This is a genomic window from Dongia sp. (assembly GCF_041906375.1).
Taxonomy (GTDB): Bacteria; Pseudomonadota; Alphaproteobacteria; order Dongiales; family Dongiaceae; genus Dongia.
This window is the reverse complement of record NZ_JAYRJJ010000003.1, coordinates 361,089-378,669: the sequence shown is the minus strand read 5'-3', so window position 1 is coordinate 378,669 and position 17,581 is coordinate 361,089. Positions and strand designations below refer to the sequence as shown.

Below are 17,581 nucleotides of genomic sequence, written 5' to 3'. Positions count from 1 at the left end.
TTAAAGCCTATGAGCAGGATCGGTTTTGGCGCATTGAAAAATATCGGCCCCGTTTCGGCCCGTCGCCTCGCCGAGGTGGGTATCGAAACCGAGGCAGAACTGCGCGCCTTGGGGGCCGTTGCCGCCTATCGCCGCGCCAAGCATGCCTTTCCGCGGCATGTGTCGCTCAACCTGCTCTATGCGCTGGCCGCAACACTTGCCGGAATCGATTGGCGCGACCTTTCACCCGACCTCAAAGCGCAGCTCAAGGCGGAAGCAGAAGCCGACGGCAAAGGTCGCCCTAAAGCCGGTCCCTGAGCGCGTACCACAGCATGGCGGCCACCAGCAGCGGGTGGCGCAAAAGCGTGCCCCCGGGGAAGGTCTGGTGGCGGATGGCGCTGAAAACATCGAAGCGTTCAGCGGTCCCGGCCACGGCCTCGGCGATGAGCTTGCCGGCAAGACCCGTGGTGGCGACGCCCTGCCCCGAATAGCCATGGGCGAAGAACACATTGTCCATGCGCCCCAGCTGCGGCAGGCGCGAGGCTGTGATGGCCAGCATGCCGCCCCAGCCATAGTCGATGCGCTTATGCGCATATTGCGGATAGACGCGGGCGAGATAGGGCTGTACGAAGGCGCCGATATCGGCCGGCGGATGGGTATTGTAACGCTCGCCACCGCCAAAGAGAATGCGCCGGTCGGCGGAGAGGCGCCAATAGCTCACCACGAATTTCGTATCGCAGACACAGACATCGTGGGTGATGGCATCGCGCGCTTCGCTTTCGGAAAGCGGCTCCGTGCCGACGATGAAATTGGCGATCGGCATGATCTTACCGGCGATGCGCGGTTCGAGATCGCCGAGATACGCATTGCATCCGAGCACGACGTAGGTGGCATTCACCTCGCCCTCCGCGGTGACGATGCGATTGATGGCACCCTTGTCGACGCGGACGACATGGCTTTGTTCATGCAGGATGGCGCCGGCCGCGATCGCCGCTTGCGCCAACCCTTGCGCATAATTCAGCGGATGGAGATGGCCGCCGCCCGTATCGCGGACACCGGCATGGAAGATCTCGGACCCCAGCTCGGCGCGGGTCTGCTGCTTATCGAGGAAACAAGCACCCTTGTAGCCATAGACCTTCTCAAGGCAGGCGACTTCGTCTTCCATCCATTTTTGGTCGCCAGGCTTGCTGGCGACATGAAGGGTCCCGGGCTTGAGGTCGCAGGCGATGTCGTGCCGGGCCACGCGGTCGATTATGATCTGCCGCGCCTCCTCGCTCATGTTGAAGAGCTGCTTGGCGCGCGTCTCGCCAAAAGCCGCGATCAGTTCTTCCGGCCCCTTGCGCAGGCCCAGATTGATCTGCCCGCCATTGCGGCCCGATGCGCCCCAGCCGATGCGCGCCTGTTCCAGCAGCACAACCTTGTACCCACGTTCGGCCAGATGCAGCGCCGCCGACAATCCGGTAAAGCCGCCGCCGATGACGCAAACATCCGCCGTGACCTTGCCGGTGAGCGCCGGCAGGCGCATGAACGGATTGGCGGTCGCCGCGTAATAGGATTTATCCGGATGTTCGAACGGCCCCATGATGTCCCCGAAAGATAGCGGAATGAGGCTCTATGTAGCCGCTTTGGGCGCGTCGATCATGCGTAAAATGCGGTGCAGCGCACAATCACCGATGCCCATCTCATCAAGGTGCTGCACGGTATTGCGCAAGTAGTCGATATTTGGCCCGGCAATACCGACGGCATCACGAATTTTCGCCACCACCTCTTCCGCCGATAATTTGCCGGCATATTGCGGATGATTGCGATCCGCAACGTAAGACAGCGCTGTCACGTCCTTGCCATCGGGCAGGCGCACTTTGAGAAGGCGGGGGATATAGACGCCCGTCACCATCTCGCGCTTATGCAGATAGTCGGCGGTCGCCTCCGTATCCTCCGGCGCCACTCGGTAGACACGGCCCAGGCATTGTCCGCCGCGATCCAGCCCCAGCACCAGGCCGGGATGCTGGTCCGAGCCGCGATAATGCGTCGAAGTGATGCAGAAGGCGCGATGATAGCCATAGAGCGTTGCGGGCTGGATATCGATGAAGGGAAAATCCGGCCGCCACATCAACGAGCCATAGGCGAAGACACGAAGCTCCTGCCCCGGTTCCGGGCGATAACGGCGGCGCTCGATCATCTCGCTTTCGGTCATTTGCGTCCGCGACCACTACGATTGACCAGGAAGACTCCCAGCGCCACGACACCCATGCCGCAGAAGGCCAGCGCATCCAGCCGCTCATCGAACATGAAATAGCCGCCAAGGGCGGCAACCGGCGGCGTCAGATAGAACAGGCTGGCGACCTTCGAGGCCGCGCCCCGCTGGATCATCCAGGTGAGGAGTGCAATCGAAATGCCGGAGAGGACGATGACGATCCAGCCCATGGCGATGATGAATTGCAGCTGCCAATTGATCTCGCCCACACCGATGAACAGCATGACCGGCAGCAGCACGATGGTGGCGGCCGCATATTGGATGGCGGCACCCGCCTTCAAATCGGCATTGGGACTGAAGCGCTTCTGATAGAGCGTCGCCGCGGTGATCCCGGCCAATTGCACGAACGCAAAGAACAGCGCCCAGAGGTGGTCGCTGTCGAAGGCGAGCTTGTGCCAGATGACCATGGTGAGCCCGACGAAACCCAGCGCTGCACCCAGCCATTGCTGGGGGCGCAGCCTTTCGCCGAGCAAGGGACCGGCGAGTGCGGCCGTCACGATCGGCTGCAGTCCTGCGATGAGCGCCACCATGCCGGATGGGAGGCCCGCATAGATCGCGCCGTAGCAGCCGCCGAGATAGACCGCCTGCAGCAATATGCCGGTGACGGCGATATGGCCGATCTCGCGCACGCTGCGCGGCCAGCGCGCCCCGAAGATGAGGCCGATCGCCGTCATCATGGCGCTGGCCAGGGCAAAGCGCATGGTGAGGATGGTAAAGGGCGCCGCATAGGGGATGGCGTATTTCGCCACCATGAAGCCGGTCGCCCAAAGCATCACGAAAAGCACAGGCACGCCGCGCAGCAGATTGCTGTCGGGCGATGCTGCTGGTCGGGAGGTCACGGGGCTCTCGGCCCCGTCAGCCATTGCCTTTTCCGAGCAGGAAGCTCAGCGCATGTTCGTTGAAGAGATGCGGGAATTCGACATTGCACAGATGGTAGCCGCCGGGAATGACGAAGGACTTGGCGCCAGGAATCGCCGCTGCGATCTGGGCCCCCATGGCGGGTGTCGCCCCCGGGTCCTTTTCGCCCGCGATGACGAGGGTCGGCGTCTTGATGGCACCCAGCCTGTCGGCCGTGAGTTGCATGGCCTTGATCGCCTCGCCGCAGCCGGCATAGCCGTCGGCCGGGGTCGCTGCGATGAGGTCGCGGATCCATTGCGACGTCAGTGGCGCATGCTTCTGGAAATCGGCCGAGAGCCAACGCGCTATCGTGCCCTCGATCTGGGTCGCCACACCCTTTTCCTTCACCAGCACATTGCGCTCGTCCCAGGCTTTGGCGCCATCGGCACCGACCGTCCCCATGAGCGTGCTGGAGAGAATGAGCTTTTCCAGCCGTGCGCCGTGACGGAAGCCAAGCGTCTGGCCGATCATGCCGCCAATGGAAAGACCGGCAAAGCTGAAGCGCTTCAACCCCAGATGATCGGCGACCCCGACAACATCGTCGGCCAATTGGTCGAGCGTGTAGGCCGTCTTGGGTGCAGCACTGGCGCCGTGGCCACGCATGTCGAACGCAACGATGCGGAAATGGCGCGCGAAGACCGGCACCTGCAGCCCCCACATCTCGTGGCTGGTCGCTAGCGAGTGATTGAGGATGAGGGCCGGCTTGTTTTCAGGACCGCTGACCGTGATGAAGAGCTCTGTCCCGTTGATCTTCGCGCGCATGATTTCTATCTGCTTCTATTCACATACCCTCTTTTCTCGTCATGCCCGGGCGAAGACCCGGGCATCCACTCCAGCAGCTGCGGCACTGGATCCCCGGGTCAAGCCCGGGGATGACGATGAAAGTGGGAGCCCAGTTCAGTCCGCCTTCTGTCCCGATTTCGTCAGCTGTTCCAGCTGGCGCTGCAAGGCCTGCATCTGGGCCTTGAGGTCGGAGAGTTCTTCGCCGCCGCGCGCTGCCGGGCTTTCCGCCTTCGCTTCAGCGCCTGGCGCCGCGGGACCGGTCGAACCGGCCTTGAAGGGGTTCCACATGCTCATCGCCTGCTGGAAGAAGGCCATGTTCTGCTTCGACATCTCCTCGAGCCGGTCGAGCGGCAGCACGTTGGCGAAGTTATCCTTCATGTACTGGCGGATCTGTTCCTGGTTGGCGCCGAAGCTTTCCATGCTCTTTTCGAGATAGCCCGGAACGAGGAACTGAAGATTGTCGCCATAAAGGCTGATGAGCTGGCGCAGGAAGTTGATGGGCAGCATGTTCTGCCCCTTCGATTCCTCTTCGACGATGATCTGCGTCAGCACCGAGCGGGTGATATCCTCGCCCGACTTCGCGTCTTCGACGGTGAAGTCCAGGCCCTCGCGCACCATCTGCGCGAGATAGTCGAGCGTCACATAGGAACTGGTGGCCGTGTTGTAGAGACGGCGGTTGGCGTATTTCTTGATGCGAACCGGCGCCTGCTTGTCGCCGCCTTTCGCTTGGTCGCCCTTGTTCTGGTCACCTGGCAAAGCCATCATCTACTCCCTGCGGTAAAACTTCTGGCACTGGGTTTCTTGGCGCTCGATTTGCGCATTGCAACAAAGGGTAACGGAAACAATTCCCGCCGCCTCGGTGCAGCATAGCACTAGTCCGGGGGCATATGGCAATGCGGTCGCTGCAACGCGAAACGCGCGAAAAAGGCGTGCCTTAGCAGAAGCAGCATGGGGCGGGTTTCCAGGCTTCGCCCGACCCGCTATAGTTCCTAAATGACTGATGGAACGGGAAAGCCGGGAAGCGGACCGGCGGATTCGGAGAAGGCGCCGGAGCTTGATGAGCTGGCGCGGCGCCTCCTCGATCTGTGGCAGGATCAGTTGACGGCGGTCGCCGCCAACCCCGACCTCGCCGCCCAGGCCGCCCGGCTGATGGCAGCTATGCCCCTGCCCGGCATGTGGCTGAACCAGCTGGGGCAAATGGGGACCGGGCAGATGGGCGGCCAGATGGGCGGCCTGTCTGGCGACGATCTGACCAAGGCCTGGACCAAGATGACCCAGGATTGGATGGCCCAGGATTGGTGGAAGGGAGAAGCCGGTGCCAGTGCAACAAGAGCCGGTGCAGCAGGAGCCACCCCAAAAGAGCCATCCGGGCACGGATCATCACCGGCTGGGGCCAAGGCCGCTGCCGCAGCATCTCAGCCTCGCGGCGGCGACCTGGACGAACTCAGCCATCGCCTTGCCGGCATTGAACAACGCCTTGCACAGCTGGCGGAGCAACAGCCAAAACGAAAGCCCACCACCAAGCCTAAAGCATCTGCAGCAAAGCCTCGCCGAACTGGCGCCAAGGATGGCCCAGGCGGATCCGGCGGCGCTGATGGCGGCGCTGCAGGCTGAAGGGCGTCGCCGCTTCGGCCAGCTGCTGACCGGGATCGAGGCCTACCGCAAGCATCCTTTCACGCGCAGACTTGAGCCGGCCCCGGTCCTGTGGGACGAGGGTACGACGAAGCTGCGCGACTATCGCAGCCAAGGACCATCCGGGGCGCAATCCGCCGGGGACCCGCGCCGGCCGCGCGTGCTGGTGATCCCGTCACTGGTCAACCGCTTCTATGTGCTGGACCTCGACGAGCAGGCGTCGTTCCTGCGCTGGCTCGATGCGCATGGATTCGACCCCTTCGTCGTGGATTGGGATGGTCCCGGCTATCTCGAGCGCAGCTTCTCCCTCACCGACTATATCGCCGGACGGCTCGAAGGCGCGTTGGATGCGGTCATGCGCGAGCCCGGGGGGCCCATTCACCTGGTCGGCTATTGCATGGGCGGCAATCTGGCCCTTGGTCTCGCCTTGCGGCGACAGGCAGATATCGCCGGACTGGTCTGCCTCGCAACACCCTGGGACTTTCACGCCGAGAATGCCCCGCACGCCATCATGATGGGGCAGATCGGCCGCCAATTGGAACCGGTGCTGCAGATTCTGGGCGAGTTGCCCGTGGACATGCTGCAGGCCTTCTTTTCCGGTCTCGATCCCTTCCAGGTGCTGAAGAAGTTTCAGTATTTCGGCCATCTCGACCAAGCCAGCGACAGCGCGCGGCGTTTCGTGGCGCTGGAGGATTGGCTCAATGACGGCATCAGCCTTGCCGCTCCCGTGGCGCGCGAATGCCTCGGCGGCTGGTATGGCGAGAACAGCCCGCAGAACCTGAAATGGATGGTCGATGACAAGATCGTCGACCCGGCATCCCTTGACCGACCCGTGCTCAATGTCATCCCGAGCGCCGATCGCATCGTGCCGCCCGGCAGTTCGCGGGCCCTCTCGCGGCGTTTCCGGAAGGTCGAGGAGATGGTGCCCAATGCCGGGCATATCGGCATGATGGTCGGCCGCTCCGCAGCGCGCGAGGTCTGGGAACCGGCGGCGGCGTGGATGCGGCGCTGAACTCCTGAAGAAAAAGCCCACGCCTCAGATGAGGCGCGGGCTATCTCGCTCAGGGCCGGAACGCGTTAGCGCTTCTGGTCCGGTTTGATCCCGGTGCCGTGGCTCTGGCCCGGCTTCTGACCCGGCTGGACGGTCTTGCCGTCGCCATCCGTATCCTTGCCGACCATGTCACGGTCGCGGCCGCCACCTTGCGACTGCTGCCGCTGGCGTTCGGTGTCAGGAACCTGGCCTGCCTGGTTCTGTCCGGCCTGGTTGGGGTTCGGCTGGCGCTGGCCGGAATTGCCCTGCTGCTGCTGGTTCTGCCTGTTCTGCTCACCAGGGGCCTTTTCGTTCGGATTCTGCTGGTTCTGTTGCGCGGCGCGCGGATTTTCGGGGTTCTGCTGGTTCGCCATGACGTCATCCTTTCCTTGCTGACTTCCGTAAGCTGGCAGCGATGAAGGTCTGCTGCCCCTAACCAACAGAACGGCCACGGAAATGTTTCTCCGATAATGCGGTCGGAAGCCGTGACAAGGACGGCGCCCATGGGCTAAGGGTGGGAACTCTCTCGCAATCGCAGCAAAGCACCCAGTTCATGGATCTCGTCAGCTTTGGCCAGGCAGCCCTCCTCGGGCTGGTCGAAGGCCTTACCGAATTCCTGCCCGTCTCCTCGACCGGCCACCTCATTCTCCTCATCGATCTGCTGCACTTTGCCGGCCCCAGCGGCAAGCTGTTCGAGATCGTCATCCAGCTGGGTGCCATCCTTGCCGTCTGCTGGGTTTATCGGGCGAAGCTCCTTGCGACCGCGCTGCACCTCCATGACCTGCAGTCGAAGGAAGGCCGCACCGCCCGCCATTTCACGGCGGTGATCCTCGCCGCCTTCCTGCCGTCGATGGTGATCGGGGTCCTCGCCTATAAGATCATCAAGAACGTGCTGTTCTCGCCGCTTGTGGTCTCGGTCATGCTGATTGTGGGCGGTATCGCCATGCTGCTGATTGAGCGCCTGCGCCCTGCCCCGCGCTTTCACGCGGCGGAGGAGATCAGCCTGAAGCGGGCCCTCGCCGTGGGCCTGTTCCAATGCCTCGCCATGATCCCCGGCGTCAGCCGCGCCGCCGCCACCATCATGGGCGGCATGATCATGGGCATCGACCGGCGGACGGCGACGGAATTCTCCTTCTTCCTCGCGATCCCCACCATGGTCGCCGCCACGACCTACGATCTCTACAAAAACTGGGCCGATCTCAACGCCGACGGCGTGGCGCTCATCGCCACGGGCTTCTTATGCGCCTTTGTGACAGCGCTCATCGTGGTGCGCACGGCGATCGGCTTTGTCGGCCGCCATGGCTTTGCGCCCTTCGCGGTCTATCGCATCATCCTGGGCGTCATCATGCTGGCGCTTTTATTGTCGTAAGACAGAAAAAGCCGAAGTATTGCCAATTGATAAAATCGGAGAGACTTCACTTTACCGCTGACACAGGCTACCGTGCACAAATTGGCGGCAAATAAGTCCGCCAAGGGGGAAAAACGGTCATAATCGCTTGCGGGGGACGCGGTAACGATGATTTCCGAATGGCGCCGCCTGGTCTTCACCATGGACGAACTGGCGACGGCGATCCTGCATTACCTGCTGTCGACCAGCAAGATCGGGGAAAAGGAAAGCCTGGGCCGCATCGCCATCAATGGCGAGGATGATCTGCAGGTCAGCATCGTCATCAAGGGCGGCGAGAAGCCGGAAGGCCGCATGCTCGAGCTGAAGAGCGAGATCCTCGGCGCCCTGCTGCTCACCCATTGCATCCGCTCGAAGATCCCGGTCGCCAAGCGCGCCAAGAAATCCATCATCCGCCACGAGGACAAGCTGGCGCTTGTCCTGTCCATCGATTAGCCCGGCATGGCGACCGAGGGCGGCATGGAGGTTGACGAACTGTGGGGGGCGCTGGCCGCCCACCGGCTGTGGCTCGCCAATGAAAAGGGCGGCCGCCGGGTCGATCTGGGCAAATTCAACCTCGAAGGCGCATCCCTACGCGGCATCAACCTTGCCAAGGCCAAGATGGTGGGGGCGCGCCTGGTCAATTGCGACCTTACCGGCGCCCAGCTCGAGGGCGCCGATCTCTATGGCGCCGACCTCTCGGGCAGCGACCTCACCGGCGCCAATTGCCAGGATGCCAATCTGCGCGGCGCGCAATTGAAGGGCGCCAATTTCACCAAGGCGCATCTTTCCGGCGCCGACCTCAGGAGCGGCAACCTGCTGGTCGATGGCGGCGCCACCGCCTTGCGCGACAAATCCGAGATGAACCAGCTGACCTTGAGCGGCGCCAACCTGGAACGCGCCAAGATCAACGGCGCCGTCATCCGCAATGCCAATCTCTCCGGCGCCAACCTGCGCGGGGCGGAACTGATCGGCGCCGACCTCAGCGGAACGCAGCTCCGAGGGGCCGATCTCAGCGGCGCCAACCTCTCCAACAGCGACCTCACCGGCGCCAGGCTCGACCATGCCAAGGTGGCGGGCGCCAAGCTCGACCATGTCACCTTGAAGGACACCAACCTGTTCGGCGTCGACCTCTCCAGCGCGATGGAAGGCTATGTCGACACGTCGCACAGCCTGCAGGTCGACGATTCACCGGACGCCATCGTGCGGCTGAAAGCTCTTATCGACTCGCATGGCGAATGGGTGGCGAGCGGCGGCGAGAAAGGCCAGCGCGCCGATTTCTCCGGCGCCGACCTGTCCGGCCTCGATCTCGCGGGCAGCAAGCTGACCGGCGCCACCTTCACCAATGCCAAGCTGCGCGGCACCAATCTCAGGGGCGCCAAGAGCAACCTCGCTAATTTCACCAGCACGGACCTCACCCGCGCCGACCTCACCTCGGCTGAACTGTGCGGCGCCAAATTCATCAACAGCATTCTCGACGGCGCCATCTTCCGCAACGCCGATCTCAGCCCGGAGATCATCAAGATCAAGGGCCACAAAGATACGGTCTATCCGACCGTCATCATCGATTGCCGCCTCGCCAAGGCGGATTTCACCGAGGCCAATGCCGAAGGGATCATGGTCGAGAATTTCAAGCTCAGCGACGTCGTCGCCGATGCCGGCTTCCGCGAACGGATCGGCGAAGCGACTGTCCGAAGCGCCGAGCCGAAGAAGGGCAAATAGCGCCCTCCAATTCCCTGTTGCGCTCATGGTAGAAGCCGAACGGCCGGCGGGTTAGTCTCCAGCCCGGTTTCAGACTCCATATCAGGGAAAAGACGTCATGGAATATCGCCCACTCGGCCGTTCCGGCCTCAAGGTTCCCGTGTTGAGCTTCGGCACCGCCACCTTCGGCGGCGGCAACGACTTCTTCGACAAATGGGGCGGCGTCAACCAGCAGGCCGGCAACACCCAGGTCGATCTCTGCCTCGATCACGGCGTCAATTTCTTCGACACGGCCGATGTCTATTCCGACGGTCTTGCCGAAACGATTCTGGGCGCGGCCCTCAAGGGCAAGCGCGCGCAGGCCCTCATCTCGACCAAGGCCACCTTCGCCATGGGCGACGGGCCCAACGAGCAAGGCTCCTCGCGCTATCACCTCATCCGCGCGGCGGAGGCGAGCCTCAAGCGCCTGCAGACCGATTATATCGACATCTATTTCATGCATGGCTTCGATGCGCTGACGCCGGTTGAAGAAACATTGTCCGCGCTCGACAATCTCGTCACCTCCGGCAAGGTGCGTTATATCGGCTGCTCGAATTTCAGCGGCTGGCACGCGATGAAGGCCTTGGCCACGTCCGAGAAATACGGCCTTGCCCGCTATGTCGTCTATCAGGGCTATTACTCGCTGATCGGCCGCGACTATGAGGAGGAGATCATGCCCCTCTGCCTCGATCAGGGTCTCGGCACCATGGTGTGGAGCCCCCTGGGCTGGGGCCGCCTAACCGGCAAGATCCGCCGCGGCGCCCCCGACCAATCAGGCCGTATCAGATCCGGCGGCGCCGAAGGCGGCCCGCCCGTCGCCGACGAGTTCCTCTACGCAGTGGTCGATGTGCTGGATGCGATCGCCAAGGAAACGGAAAAGACCGTCACACAAGTAGCTCTCAACTGGCTCCTGCAACGCCCGACCGTCTGCAACCTGGTGCTGGGTGCGCGCACCGAAGAGCAGCTGAAACAGAATCTCGGCGCCACGGGCTGGAAACTCTCACCCGACCAGATCAAGCGCCTGGACGCCGTGAGCGAAAAGGTGCCGGTCTATCCCTATTGGCACCAACGGGATTTCCCGGCGCTGATGCCGCGGGTGGTGGGGTAGGCAGACATGTTGCTACTAATTAGTGTTGCGACGCATATGAGCTCTAGCTATAAGTAGGCTTGTCTTGTCTGTTCAGTTGGGCAAGGGCGCATTACCCAACTTCACTTTGTCATGGGGGGACAAATGGAGGCTTGGAAGACAAAGAACGTGCAGGTTGCAAGCCTGCATCTCGACCCAAAGAACCCACGCTTAGGACGAGAGGTTCTTGCGCGAGCTCCGCGCGATATAGTTCAGCACCTATTCCAGCACGACAAGGCTATGGAGTTGGCGGAGAGCATCGCTACTCGCGGCTTTTTCGCCAATGAGCCTTTGCTTGCAATTAAAGAGAATGACCAACTCGTAGTAATCGAGGGCAATCGCAGGCTTGCCGCGCTAAAAGCTCTCCGCGAGCCAAATCTCTTGGAAGGAGCCAGCCAGCGAAGTATCGAAAAGCTGTCTCGGCGAATTAGCGACCCACAGTCAATTGCTACAGTGCCTGTGACTTTGGCTCCAACTCGTCGAGCCACAGACAAGTTGGTTGCAGGCAGGCATGTTGGCACCCCGGTACTAGCGTGGGAGGCAGAAAACAGAGCCAGCTTCATCCTTGAGAAACTCGAGGAGGGGTATACCAACGATCAACTGCGCGACCAGCTTGGGTTCACCTTAAGCGACATTCAGAAAGCTAGACAGATTAGAGCGATTGCCGATATGGCCCGCTCTCTGGATTTGCCCGAAGAGATAAAGGCAAAGCTCGACAACCCGAGAGCCAAAATATTCTCTACTCTTGAGCGTGTATTCGACTCCTCTGTAGGAAGGGAGTTTTTGAAAGTCGAACCTGACCCGGATCACGGACTTCGCGGCAAGACGACGAGCAAAGAGTTTGTCAAAGGCTACACAAAGCTTGTTGCAGATGTAGCGCTTGGCAAAACATCCTCTCGCACCCTCAACAATAACGAAGACATTAAGAATTACTTCAAGTCTTGGGATAAGAAGTTACTGCCGACAGAAAAACGAGGAAGTTTTGTTCCGTCAGAAATAATAGTAGGAGATTCTATTGCATCCCCCGAGCTCGTTGCTTCTAAGCCGGCGCCACAAAAGAAATCTCAGCCGAGCAGCAACAGTGTTATTCCGAAGAGCTTTCATGTGCGAATCAACAACGACCGGCTACGCGAAATTCGTCAGGAATTGGTGAAGTTAAAACGGGAAGATTTCCCAAACTCTGGAGCGGTATTGCTTCGTGTGTTCTTTGAATTGGCTGCGTCGAACTATCTTGAACGCAAAGGAATAATGAAAGAGATCGTTGATCAAGCAGGCGGAAAGAACCTCATAAACGGCAAGCCAACTATGAGGCAAATGGTTCCTCACCTAGTTAAGGTCGCAAAAAAGAAACTCTCGCCATCGGATGCTAATAGAGTAGAAAAAGCTATTAAGTATGATGGTGCAGCCCCATTCACGATTAGCGATCTTCATTCGTTTGTTCACCAGCTACATGAGCTGCCGAGTCCACGTGATATCCAGCAGTTTTGGGCTAGAACTGAGCCGCTATTTAAGCTGATGCTTGAAGAAGACATTGAAACTAGCCCCCTATGAAAAACTATAGCCCTCTCAGATACCCCGGTGGAAAGTCCACGCTTGCAGGGTTAATTGCTCAAATCCGAAAACTGAATGCGCTTGGAGACAGAGATATTGCCGAGCCATTCGCCGGTGGGGCGGGAGCCTCGCTTGGGCTTCTGTTTTCCGAAGCGACGCCACGCATACTTATAAATGATGCAGACCGTTCGATTCGAGATTTTTGGTGGTCAACCATAAATCGGTCTGAACAGCTTTTAGAGCTAATTCAAAAGACACGCATCAGCATTCCTGAATGGCGCCGCCAGCGCGCCGTCTATCGTGATCGCAGCCAGATGAGTCGTTTGAAGCGCGGTTTCGCGACGTTCTATCTGAACCGCTGTAATCGATCTGGTATCATTATGAATGGTGGTCCAATAGGCGGCGTCGAGCAGGCCGGGAAATGGAAAATAGATGCTCGGTTCAACAAGGAAGAACTAGTTAGGCGATGCAAGAAGATCGCAGAGTACTCCGCCAGGATCACCGTATCGGGAGAGGATGGAATTGACTTTCTCGGACGTGTAGATAGAGCACGCACCTTTTTTCTTATTGATCCGCCCTACTATGAAAAGGGAAAAACACTTTACCTCAATGGACTTGACCCAACATATCACAGGACCCTTGCTGAGAATCTGCGCGAATTGACGGAGGTTCCGTGGGTCCTGACATATGACGATTGCGAAGATGTAAGAAAACTCTATCGAAGTTGGGCAGCCATCAGACCTTTCTCGCTTCGCTATGCTGCTTCGGAGAAGCGCTCTGGAAAGGAAGTGATGATCCACCCCAAGTGGATGCGACTTCCACTGACTCAGAATTCGGCGGCGATTGGGTGGTGAGAATGTGACACACAGAAATTGCCTAGTTGCAGAACTGCGCAATCTATTTCTGGCCGCCTCTTCCTCCTGTTCACCGCTACCAATTCAGTTCAGTTTCTCAATCTAGATCTGTGCGGTCTATTTGCCCTCACCGTGCACGCCCTTCAATATTGACTCCTTGATGGTCCGCCTTCGCGGACCACGACGCTGAGAGACGAGGAATAGGCGTATTTATCGCCTGACTATCTGTCCATCCGCCCCAACCTCTCCCGCAGCGTCTCGCCCGTCAGATAGTCTCGCAAAGGGTGGCTGAGGCTGGCGTCGCGCCATCGGTGGGTGGGTCGCGCTCGGGGCCGGCAAGGTTCGACACCCCCCATGAGTTCTCATTTTGTTCTTGACAAGCGCATGGGAATTTGGTACTAAGTGAATTGCGCGCACATCACCTCGGTACGATCACCCCGTTACCCTCGCTCCCGGCGCTCAGCTGGAATTGCTCGGTTGTTTTCGGCACAAGCCCGTTCGCGGGCGCAGGCCGACATATCGCTCCTTCATATGGAGCAGGCTGGGTTGGCGGCCTTGAAGTCCAACCTCCCGGACCGGATGGATGAGCGGTCCCCCGCGAGTCCCGGGTCACAGGACGCTCCCCTCGGGCCGCAGATGGATATGTCGGCCCCCGCTGGACCCGATGCGGTGACCGGGTTCCCCTTCGGTGCAGCGAGGCACGCCGCACCCGTCACGGCCGATACGGACGGCCGGCACATCTGCCCGAGCAATTCCTGGTGGGCGTCTAACGGGTGGGCGTCGAATTGGAGAGAGAAAGAGGCGATTAAGACAGATTGCTTCCGTGGCCCGGCACCACCCGAATGCCATTCTTGTGCCCCGATAATTCTTATGCGCCTATAAGGCGTATGGGAAAACGCAGGCAATGGAATCGGAACAGTCTATGACGGCCAAGAATCTGACGGGCAGGAACATGACGGGCAGGACAACACGCGCGGCGATCGCTCTCGTCCTTGGCCTGGGATTAGCCGTTGGTTGCATCGGGGCCGGCGCGGCGCTGGCGCAGGATTTTTCGGTCATCGATCCGGCCAAGAACCCGGCCAAGGCGCAATTCATGGCGATGGCGCAGGAGAAGTTCAACAAGGACCCCGACGCGATGTTCAACACCTCGCGCGTGGCCGCCGGCAATCGCCAGGCCGTCTTCGAATGCGGCATGAAGTCGGTGCTGGCCGACATCCCGGAAGCGGAGGTCGCGCGCCTCATCGAGATGATGGAAGGCCGCGCGCCCACCGACCCCAAGCTCGCCAAATGGTTCCAGCTCGACAACACCGAGAACCCCGCCAGACACGACCAAGTCACCATGCGCGCCAAGGCCATCTGCCCGCAATTTGCCGGCCTGATGAAGTAGGCCAAGGTTGAAGCGGGCGCCGCTATTGCCGCCGGCACCCCACCCTCAACATGCGCCCCACCCTCAACATTTCGCCCTGCCCCGAACTTGTCGCCCTGCCCTCAACATGTCGCTTGACCGCGCTGGTGAGAGCGCTTCCGATGGTCGCAGGCGTTTACTGGACGAAAGTAGGCTTGCAGCGCACCGGGGATTTCCCCTAGGGTTCTCGCTGCATTGCAACAAACTTTAAAAATTCCGCTACCGGAGGATGAAACCCATGGCCGATTCAACTGATGTCGTCATTGCCGCCGCTTCCCGCACCGCGATCGGGGCCTTTAACGGGGCGCTTTCCGGCGTGCCGGCGCATGTGCTGGGCCAGACGGTGATCAAGGATTTGCTGGGCCGCGCCAAGCTTTCGGCCGCCGAAGTCGATGAAGTGATCCTGGGCCAGGTGCTGACCGCCGCGGCCGGGCAGAACCCCGCGCGCCAGGCCGCCATCGGTGCCGGCATTCCCAATGAGAAGACGGCCTATGTCCTCAACCAGCTGTGCGGGTCGGGCCTGCGCGCGGTGGCCCTGGGCTATCAGGCGATCCGCAACGGCGACAGCAGCATCGTCATCGCCGGCGGCCAGGAGAGCATGAGCCAGGCGCCGCACACCATGCATCTTCGGAACGGCACCAAGATGGGCAATGCCGAGATGATCGACACCATGATCAAGGACGGCCTGTGGGATGCCTTCAACGGCTATCACATGGGCAACACGGCCGAGAACGTGGCGCAGAAATGGCAGATCACCCGCGACCAGCAGGATGCCTTCGCCGCGGCCAGCCAGCAGAAGGCCGAGGCCGCGATGAAGGCCGGCAAGTTCAAGGACGAGATCGCGCCCGTCACCATCGCCGGCCGCAAGGGTGACGTGGTGGTGAGTGAAGACGAATATCCCAAGCACGGCACGACGGCGGAAAGCCTTGCCAAGCTGCGCCCGGCCTTCGTGCGCGACAATGGCACGGTGACCGCGGGCAATGCCTCGGGCATCAATGACGGTGCCGCCGCCACCGTGCTGATGTCGGCCGCCGAGGCCGCCAAGCGTGGGCTGACCCCGCTTGCGCGCATCGTCAGCTGGGCGACCGTCGGCGTCGATCCGGCCATCATGGGTTCCGGCCCCATTCCGGCCAGCAAGGCAGCGCTTGCCAAGGCCGGCTGGAAGGCCTCCGACCTCGACCTCATCGAAGCCAACGAAGCCTTTGCGGCGCAGGCCTGCGCGGTCAACAAGGAGCTGGGCTGGGATACGTCCAAGGTCAACGTCAATGGCGGCGCCATCGCGCTCGGCCATCCCATCGGCGCCTCGGGTGCGCGCGTCCTCGTGACGCTGCTCCACGAAATGCAGAAGCGGGGCGCCAAGAAGGGCCTCGCCACCTTGTGCATCGGCGGCGGCATGGGCATTGCCATGTGTGTGGAGCGCTGACGCGCAGACACTCCCCTCCCCCTTCAGGGGGAGGGTCAGGGTGGGGGCTGGCCCAGACCGAATCTATGGCGCCCCCCTCCCAACCTCCCCCCTAAAGGTGGGAGGTGCTTAGAATCAAAAAACGACCCAGGGAGGAATGACATGCAACGAGTTGCGGTGGTGACGGGCGGGACGCGCGGCATTGGCGAGGCAATCAGCCTGGCGCTAAAAAAGGCCGGCTACAAAGTGGCGGCGGTCTATGGCGGCGACGAGGCGAAGGCCAAGGCCTTCACCCATGAAACCGGGATTCCCGCCTACAAGATCGACGTGTCCGATTTCAACCAGGTGAAGGACGGCATCGCCAAGATCACGGCCGAACTCGGCCCGGTCGATGTCGTGGTCAACAATGCCGGCATCACCCGCGACGGCACGCTGCACAAGATGACGGCGGAGCAATGGGAGGCGGTCATTCACACCAACCTCTCCTCCTGCTTCAACATGTGCCGCTGCGTCATCGACAGCATGCGGGAACGCAATTTCGGCCGCATCGTCAATATCGGCTCGATCAACGGCCAGGCCGGGCAATATGGCCAGGTGAACTATGCGGCCGCCAAATCCGGCATTCACGGCTTCACCAAGGCGCTGGCCCAGGAAGGGGCCGCCAAGAACATCACCGTCAACGCGATCGCACCCGGCTATATCGACACCGACATGGTCCGCGCCGTGCCGCCGCAGGTGCTGGAAAAGATCGTCGCCAAGATCCCGGTCGGCCGCTTGGGCAAGGCCGAGGAGATCGCCCGCGGCGTTCTCTTCCTGGTCGGCGACGATGCCGGCTTCATCACCGGCTCGACCCTCTCCATCAATGGCGGCCAGCATATGTATTGATGGCGGAATGCCGTTAATACATTGACTTAGAACAACTAAATCAGCCGCTACCGCTTCTTAACCATTACCGGCCTAGACTGCAGGCCGGTAATGGAAAGCAGCGGATCATGGCGAAAGCACCGAAGCAAGAAGTCGAGGAAAGCGGCGAGGAATTGCTGGTCGTCGAGCCCAGCGAGCTCGACGAGCGCACGCATGCCGAGCTGCTGGAGCTCTATCGCACTTCTGTCGATACGATCCGCTTCGCCAAGCACCAGCAATGGGGCACGCTGGGCGGCACGCTCGGGGTCTTTGTCCTGCTGGGGCTTACCGGCGACTATGCCTCGAAGACCGGCTTCCTCTTCAAGCTGTGCATGATCATCAGCCTGGTCCTGTCCGTGGGCGCCATCTATTCGCTGGTCATCTATCAGTTCTGGCAGAATGCCGAGCGCGAGAAGATGAACCTGATCGCCGAGCGCTTCTCGAACCTCACCCGGCACATCCGCGGTGTCGTCACCGAGCGGGAGCGCAACTTCCACCGCTATGTCCTGCTCTTCTTCATGATGGCGTCGATCGTGCTCGGGAACTGGCTGCTGATCGTGTTCCTGGCGCCAAGGACCTAAAGCGCCCCCCTCACCCCAACCCCTCTCCCCGAAGGGGCGAGGGGCTTTTGAACGAGCTCG

At 60.9% G+C, this 17,581-nt stretch carries 19 protein-coding genes; 13 read left to right on the top strand and 6 right to left on the bottom strand.

What is annotated here, in order from left to right; all coding sequences use genetic code 11:
• The first annotated feature begins 9 nt into the window (after positions 1–9).
• Positions 10–297 carry a TfoX/Sxy family DNA transformation protein gene (locus tag ACE3OA_RS13215; RefSeq protein WP_374311372.1) on the top strand — a complete coding sequence of 96 codons (288 nt, stop codon included), beginning with the start codon at positions 10–12 and terminating at the stop codon, positions 295–297.
• On the opposite strand, the gene ACE3OA_RS13210 is transcribed toward ACE3OA_RS13215, so the two are convergent.
• The 5 genes from ACE3OA_RS13210 to phaR all read right to left on the bottom strand — a co-directional run bounded on the left by ACE3OA_RS13210 (position 281) and on the right by phaR (position 4,678).
• Positions 281–1,561 (bottom strand): NAD(P)/FAD-dependent oxidoreductase, encoded by a 1,281-nt coding sequence (locus tag ACE3OA_RS13210; protein ID WP_374311370.1) that lies wholly within the window; start codon positions 1,559–1,561, stop codon positions 281–283. The two genes, ACE3OA_RS13215 and ACE3OA_RS13210, sit on opposite strands and share 17 nt — an antisense overlap.
• Before the next feature lie 30 nt (positions 1,562–1,591).
• On the bottom strand, positions 1,592–2,173 hold the full coding sequence (locus ACE3OA_RS13205; RefSeq protein WP_374311368.1) for a gamma-glutamylcyclotransferase: 582 nt from the start codon (positions 2,171–2,173) through the stop codon (positions 1,592–1,594).
• Complete coding sequence (locus ACE3OA_RS13200) at positions 2,170–3,096, bottom strand: DMT family transporter (protein ID WP_374311366.1); 927 nt, start codon at positions 3,094–3,096, stop codon at positions 2,170–2,172. The genes ACE3OA_RS13205 and ACE3OA_RS13200 overlap by 4 nt, the downstream gene beginning before the upstream one ends.
• Positions 3,089–3,892: an alpha/beta fold hydrolase gene (locus ACE3OA_RS13195; protein ID WP_374311364.1), complete on the bottom strand. Its 804-nt coding sequence runs from the start codon at positions 3,890–3,892 to the stop codon at positions 3,089–3,091. The genes ACE3OA_RS13200 and ACE3OA_RS13195 overlap by 8 nt, the downstream gene beginning before the upstream one ends.
• Before the next feature lie 135 nt (positions 3,893–4,027).
• On the bottom strand, positions 4,028–4,678 hold the full coding sequence (gene phaR / locus ACE3OA_RS13190; RefSeq protein ID WP_374311362.1) for a polyhydroxyalkanoate synthesis repressor PhaR: 651 nt from the start codon (positions 4,676–4,678) through the stop codon (positions 4,028–4,030).
• Between the two features lie 228 nt (positions 4,679–4,906).
• Here phaR and ACE3OA_RS13185 point away from each other — a divergent pair, with 228 nt between their 5' ends.
• Complete coding sequence (locus tag ACE3OA_RS13185) at positions 4,907–5,527, top strand: hypothetical protein (RefSeq protein WP_374311360.1); 621 nt, start codon at positions 4,907–4,909, stop codon at positions 5,525–5,527.
• The gene (locus ACE3OA_RS13180; protein WP_374311358.1) at positions 5,481–6,557 is read left to right on the top strand and encodes an alpha/beta fold hydrolase; all 1,077 of its coding nucleotides are present in this window, start codon (positions 5,481–5,483) and stop codon (positions 6,555–6,557) included. Before ACE3OA_RS13185 ends, ACE3OA_RS13180 begins: the two co-directional genes overlap by 47 nt.
• A 65-nt stretch (positions 6,558–6,622) precedes the next feature.
• On the opposite strand, the gene ACE3OA_RS13175 is transcribed toward ACE3OA_RS13180, so the two are convergent.
• Positions 6,623–6,949, bottom strand: a complete 327-nt coding sequence (locus ACE3OA_RS13175; RefSeq protein WP_374311356.1) for a hypothetical protein — start codon at positions 6,947–6,949, stop codon at positions 6,623–6,625.
• Positions 6,950–7,128: 179 nt separating this feature from the next.
• Here ACE3OA_RS13175 and ACE3OA_RS13170 point away from each other — a divergent pair, with 179 nt between their 5' ends.
• The 10 genes from ACE3OA_RS13170 to ACE3OA_RS13125 all read left to right on the top strand — a co-directional run bounded on the left by ACE3OA_RS13170 (position 7,129) and on the right by ACE3OA_RS13125 (position 17,521).
• Positions 7,129–7,944: an undecaprenyl-diphosphate phosphatase gene (locus ACE3OA_RS13170; RefSeq protein WP_374311354.1), complete on the top strand. Its 816-nt coding sequence runs from the start codon at positions 7,129–7,131 to the stop codon at positions 7,942–7,944.
• Positions 7,945–8,091: 147 nt separating this feature from the next.
• Positions 8,092–8,415 (top strand): hypothetical protein, encoded by a 324-nt coding sequence (locus tag ACE3OA_RS13165; protein WP_374311352.1) that lies wholly within the window; start codon positions 8,092–8,094, stop codon positions 8,413–8,415.
• A gap of 6 nt (positions 8,416–8,421) precedes the next feature.
• Positions 8,422–9,681: a pentapeptide repeat-containing protein gene (locus ACE3OA_RS13160; RefSeq protein ID WP_374311350.1), complete on the top strand. Its 1,260-nt coding sequence runs from the start codon at positions 8,422–8,424 to the stop codon at positions 9,679–9,681.
• A 97-nt stretch (positions 9,682–9,778) separates the two neighbouring features.
• Complete coding sequence (locus tag ACE3OA_RS13155; RefSeq protein ID WP_374311348.1) at positions 9,779–10,807, top strand: aldo/keto reductase; 1,029 nt, start codon at positions 9,779–9,781, stop codon at positions 10,805–10,807.
• A 123-nt stretch (positions 10,808–10,930) separates the two neighbouring features.
• Complete coding sequence (locus ACE3OA_RS13150; RefSeq protein ID WP_374311346.1) at positions 10,931–12,376, top strand: ParB N-terminal domain-containing protein; 1,446 nt, start codon at positions 10,931–10,933, stop codon at positions 12,374–12,376.
• Positions 12,373–13,230 carry a DNA adenine methylase gene (locus ACE3OA_RS13145; protein ID WP_374311344.1) on the top strand — a complete coding sequence of 286 codons (858 nt, stop codon included), beginning with the start codon at positions 12,373–12,375 and terminating at the stop codon, positions 13,228–13,230. The genes ACE3OA_RS13150 and ACE3OA_RS13145 overlap by 4 nt, the downstream gene beginning before the upstream one ends.
• Positions 13,231–14,152: 922 nt before the next feature.
• A complete protein-coding gene (locus tag ACE3OA_RS13140) occupies positions 14,153–14,617 on the top strand; it encodes a hypothetical protein (RefSeq protein ID WP_374311342.1) in 465 nt (154 codons plus the stop codon).
• A 256-nt stretch (positions 14,618–14,873) separates the two neighbouring features.
• On the top strand, positions 14,874–16,058 hold the full coding sequence (locus ACE3OA_RS13135; protein WP_374311340.1) for an acetyl-CoA C-acetyltransferase: 1,185 nt from the start codon (positions 14,874–14,876) through the stop codon (positions 16,056–16,058).
• A 141-nt stretch (positions 16,059–16,199) separates the two neighbouring features.
• A complete protein-coding gene (gene phbB, locus ACE3OA_RS13130; protein WP_374311338.1) occupies positions 16,200–16,922 on the top strand; it encodes an acetoacetyl-CoA reductase in 723 nt (240 codons plus the stop codon).
• Between the two features lie 107 nt (positions 16,923–17,029).
• Complete coding sequence (locus tag ACE3OA_RS13125; protein WP_374311336.1) at positions 17,030–17,521, top strand: hypothetical protein; 492 nt, start codon at positions 17,030–17,032, stop codon at positions 17,519–17,521.
• Positions 17,522–17,581: the final 60 nt, after the last annotated feature.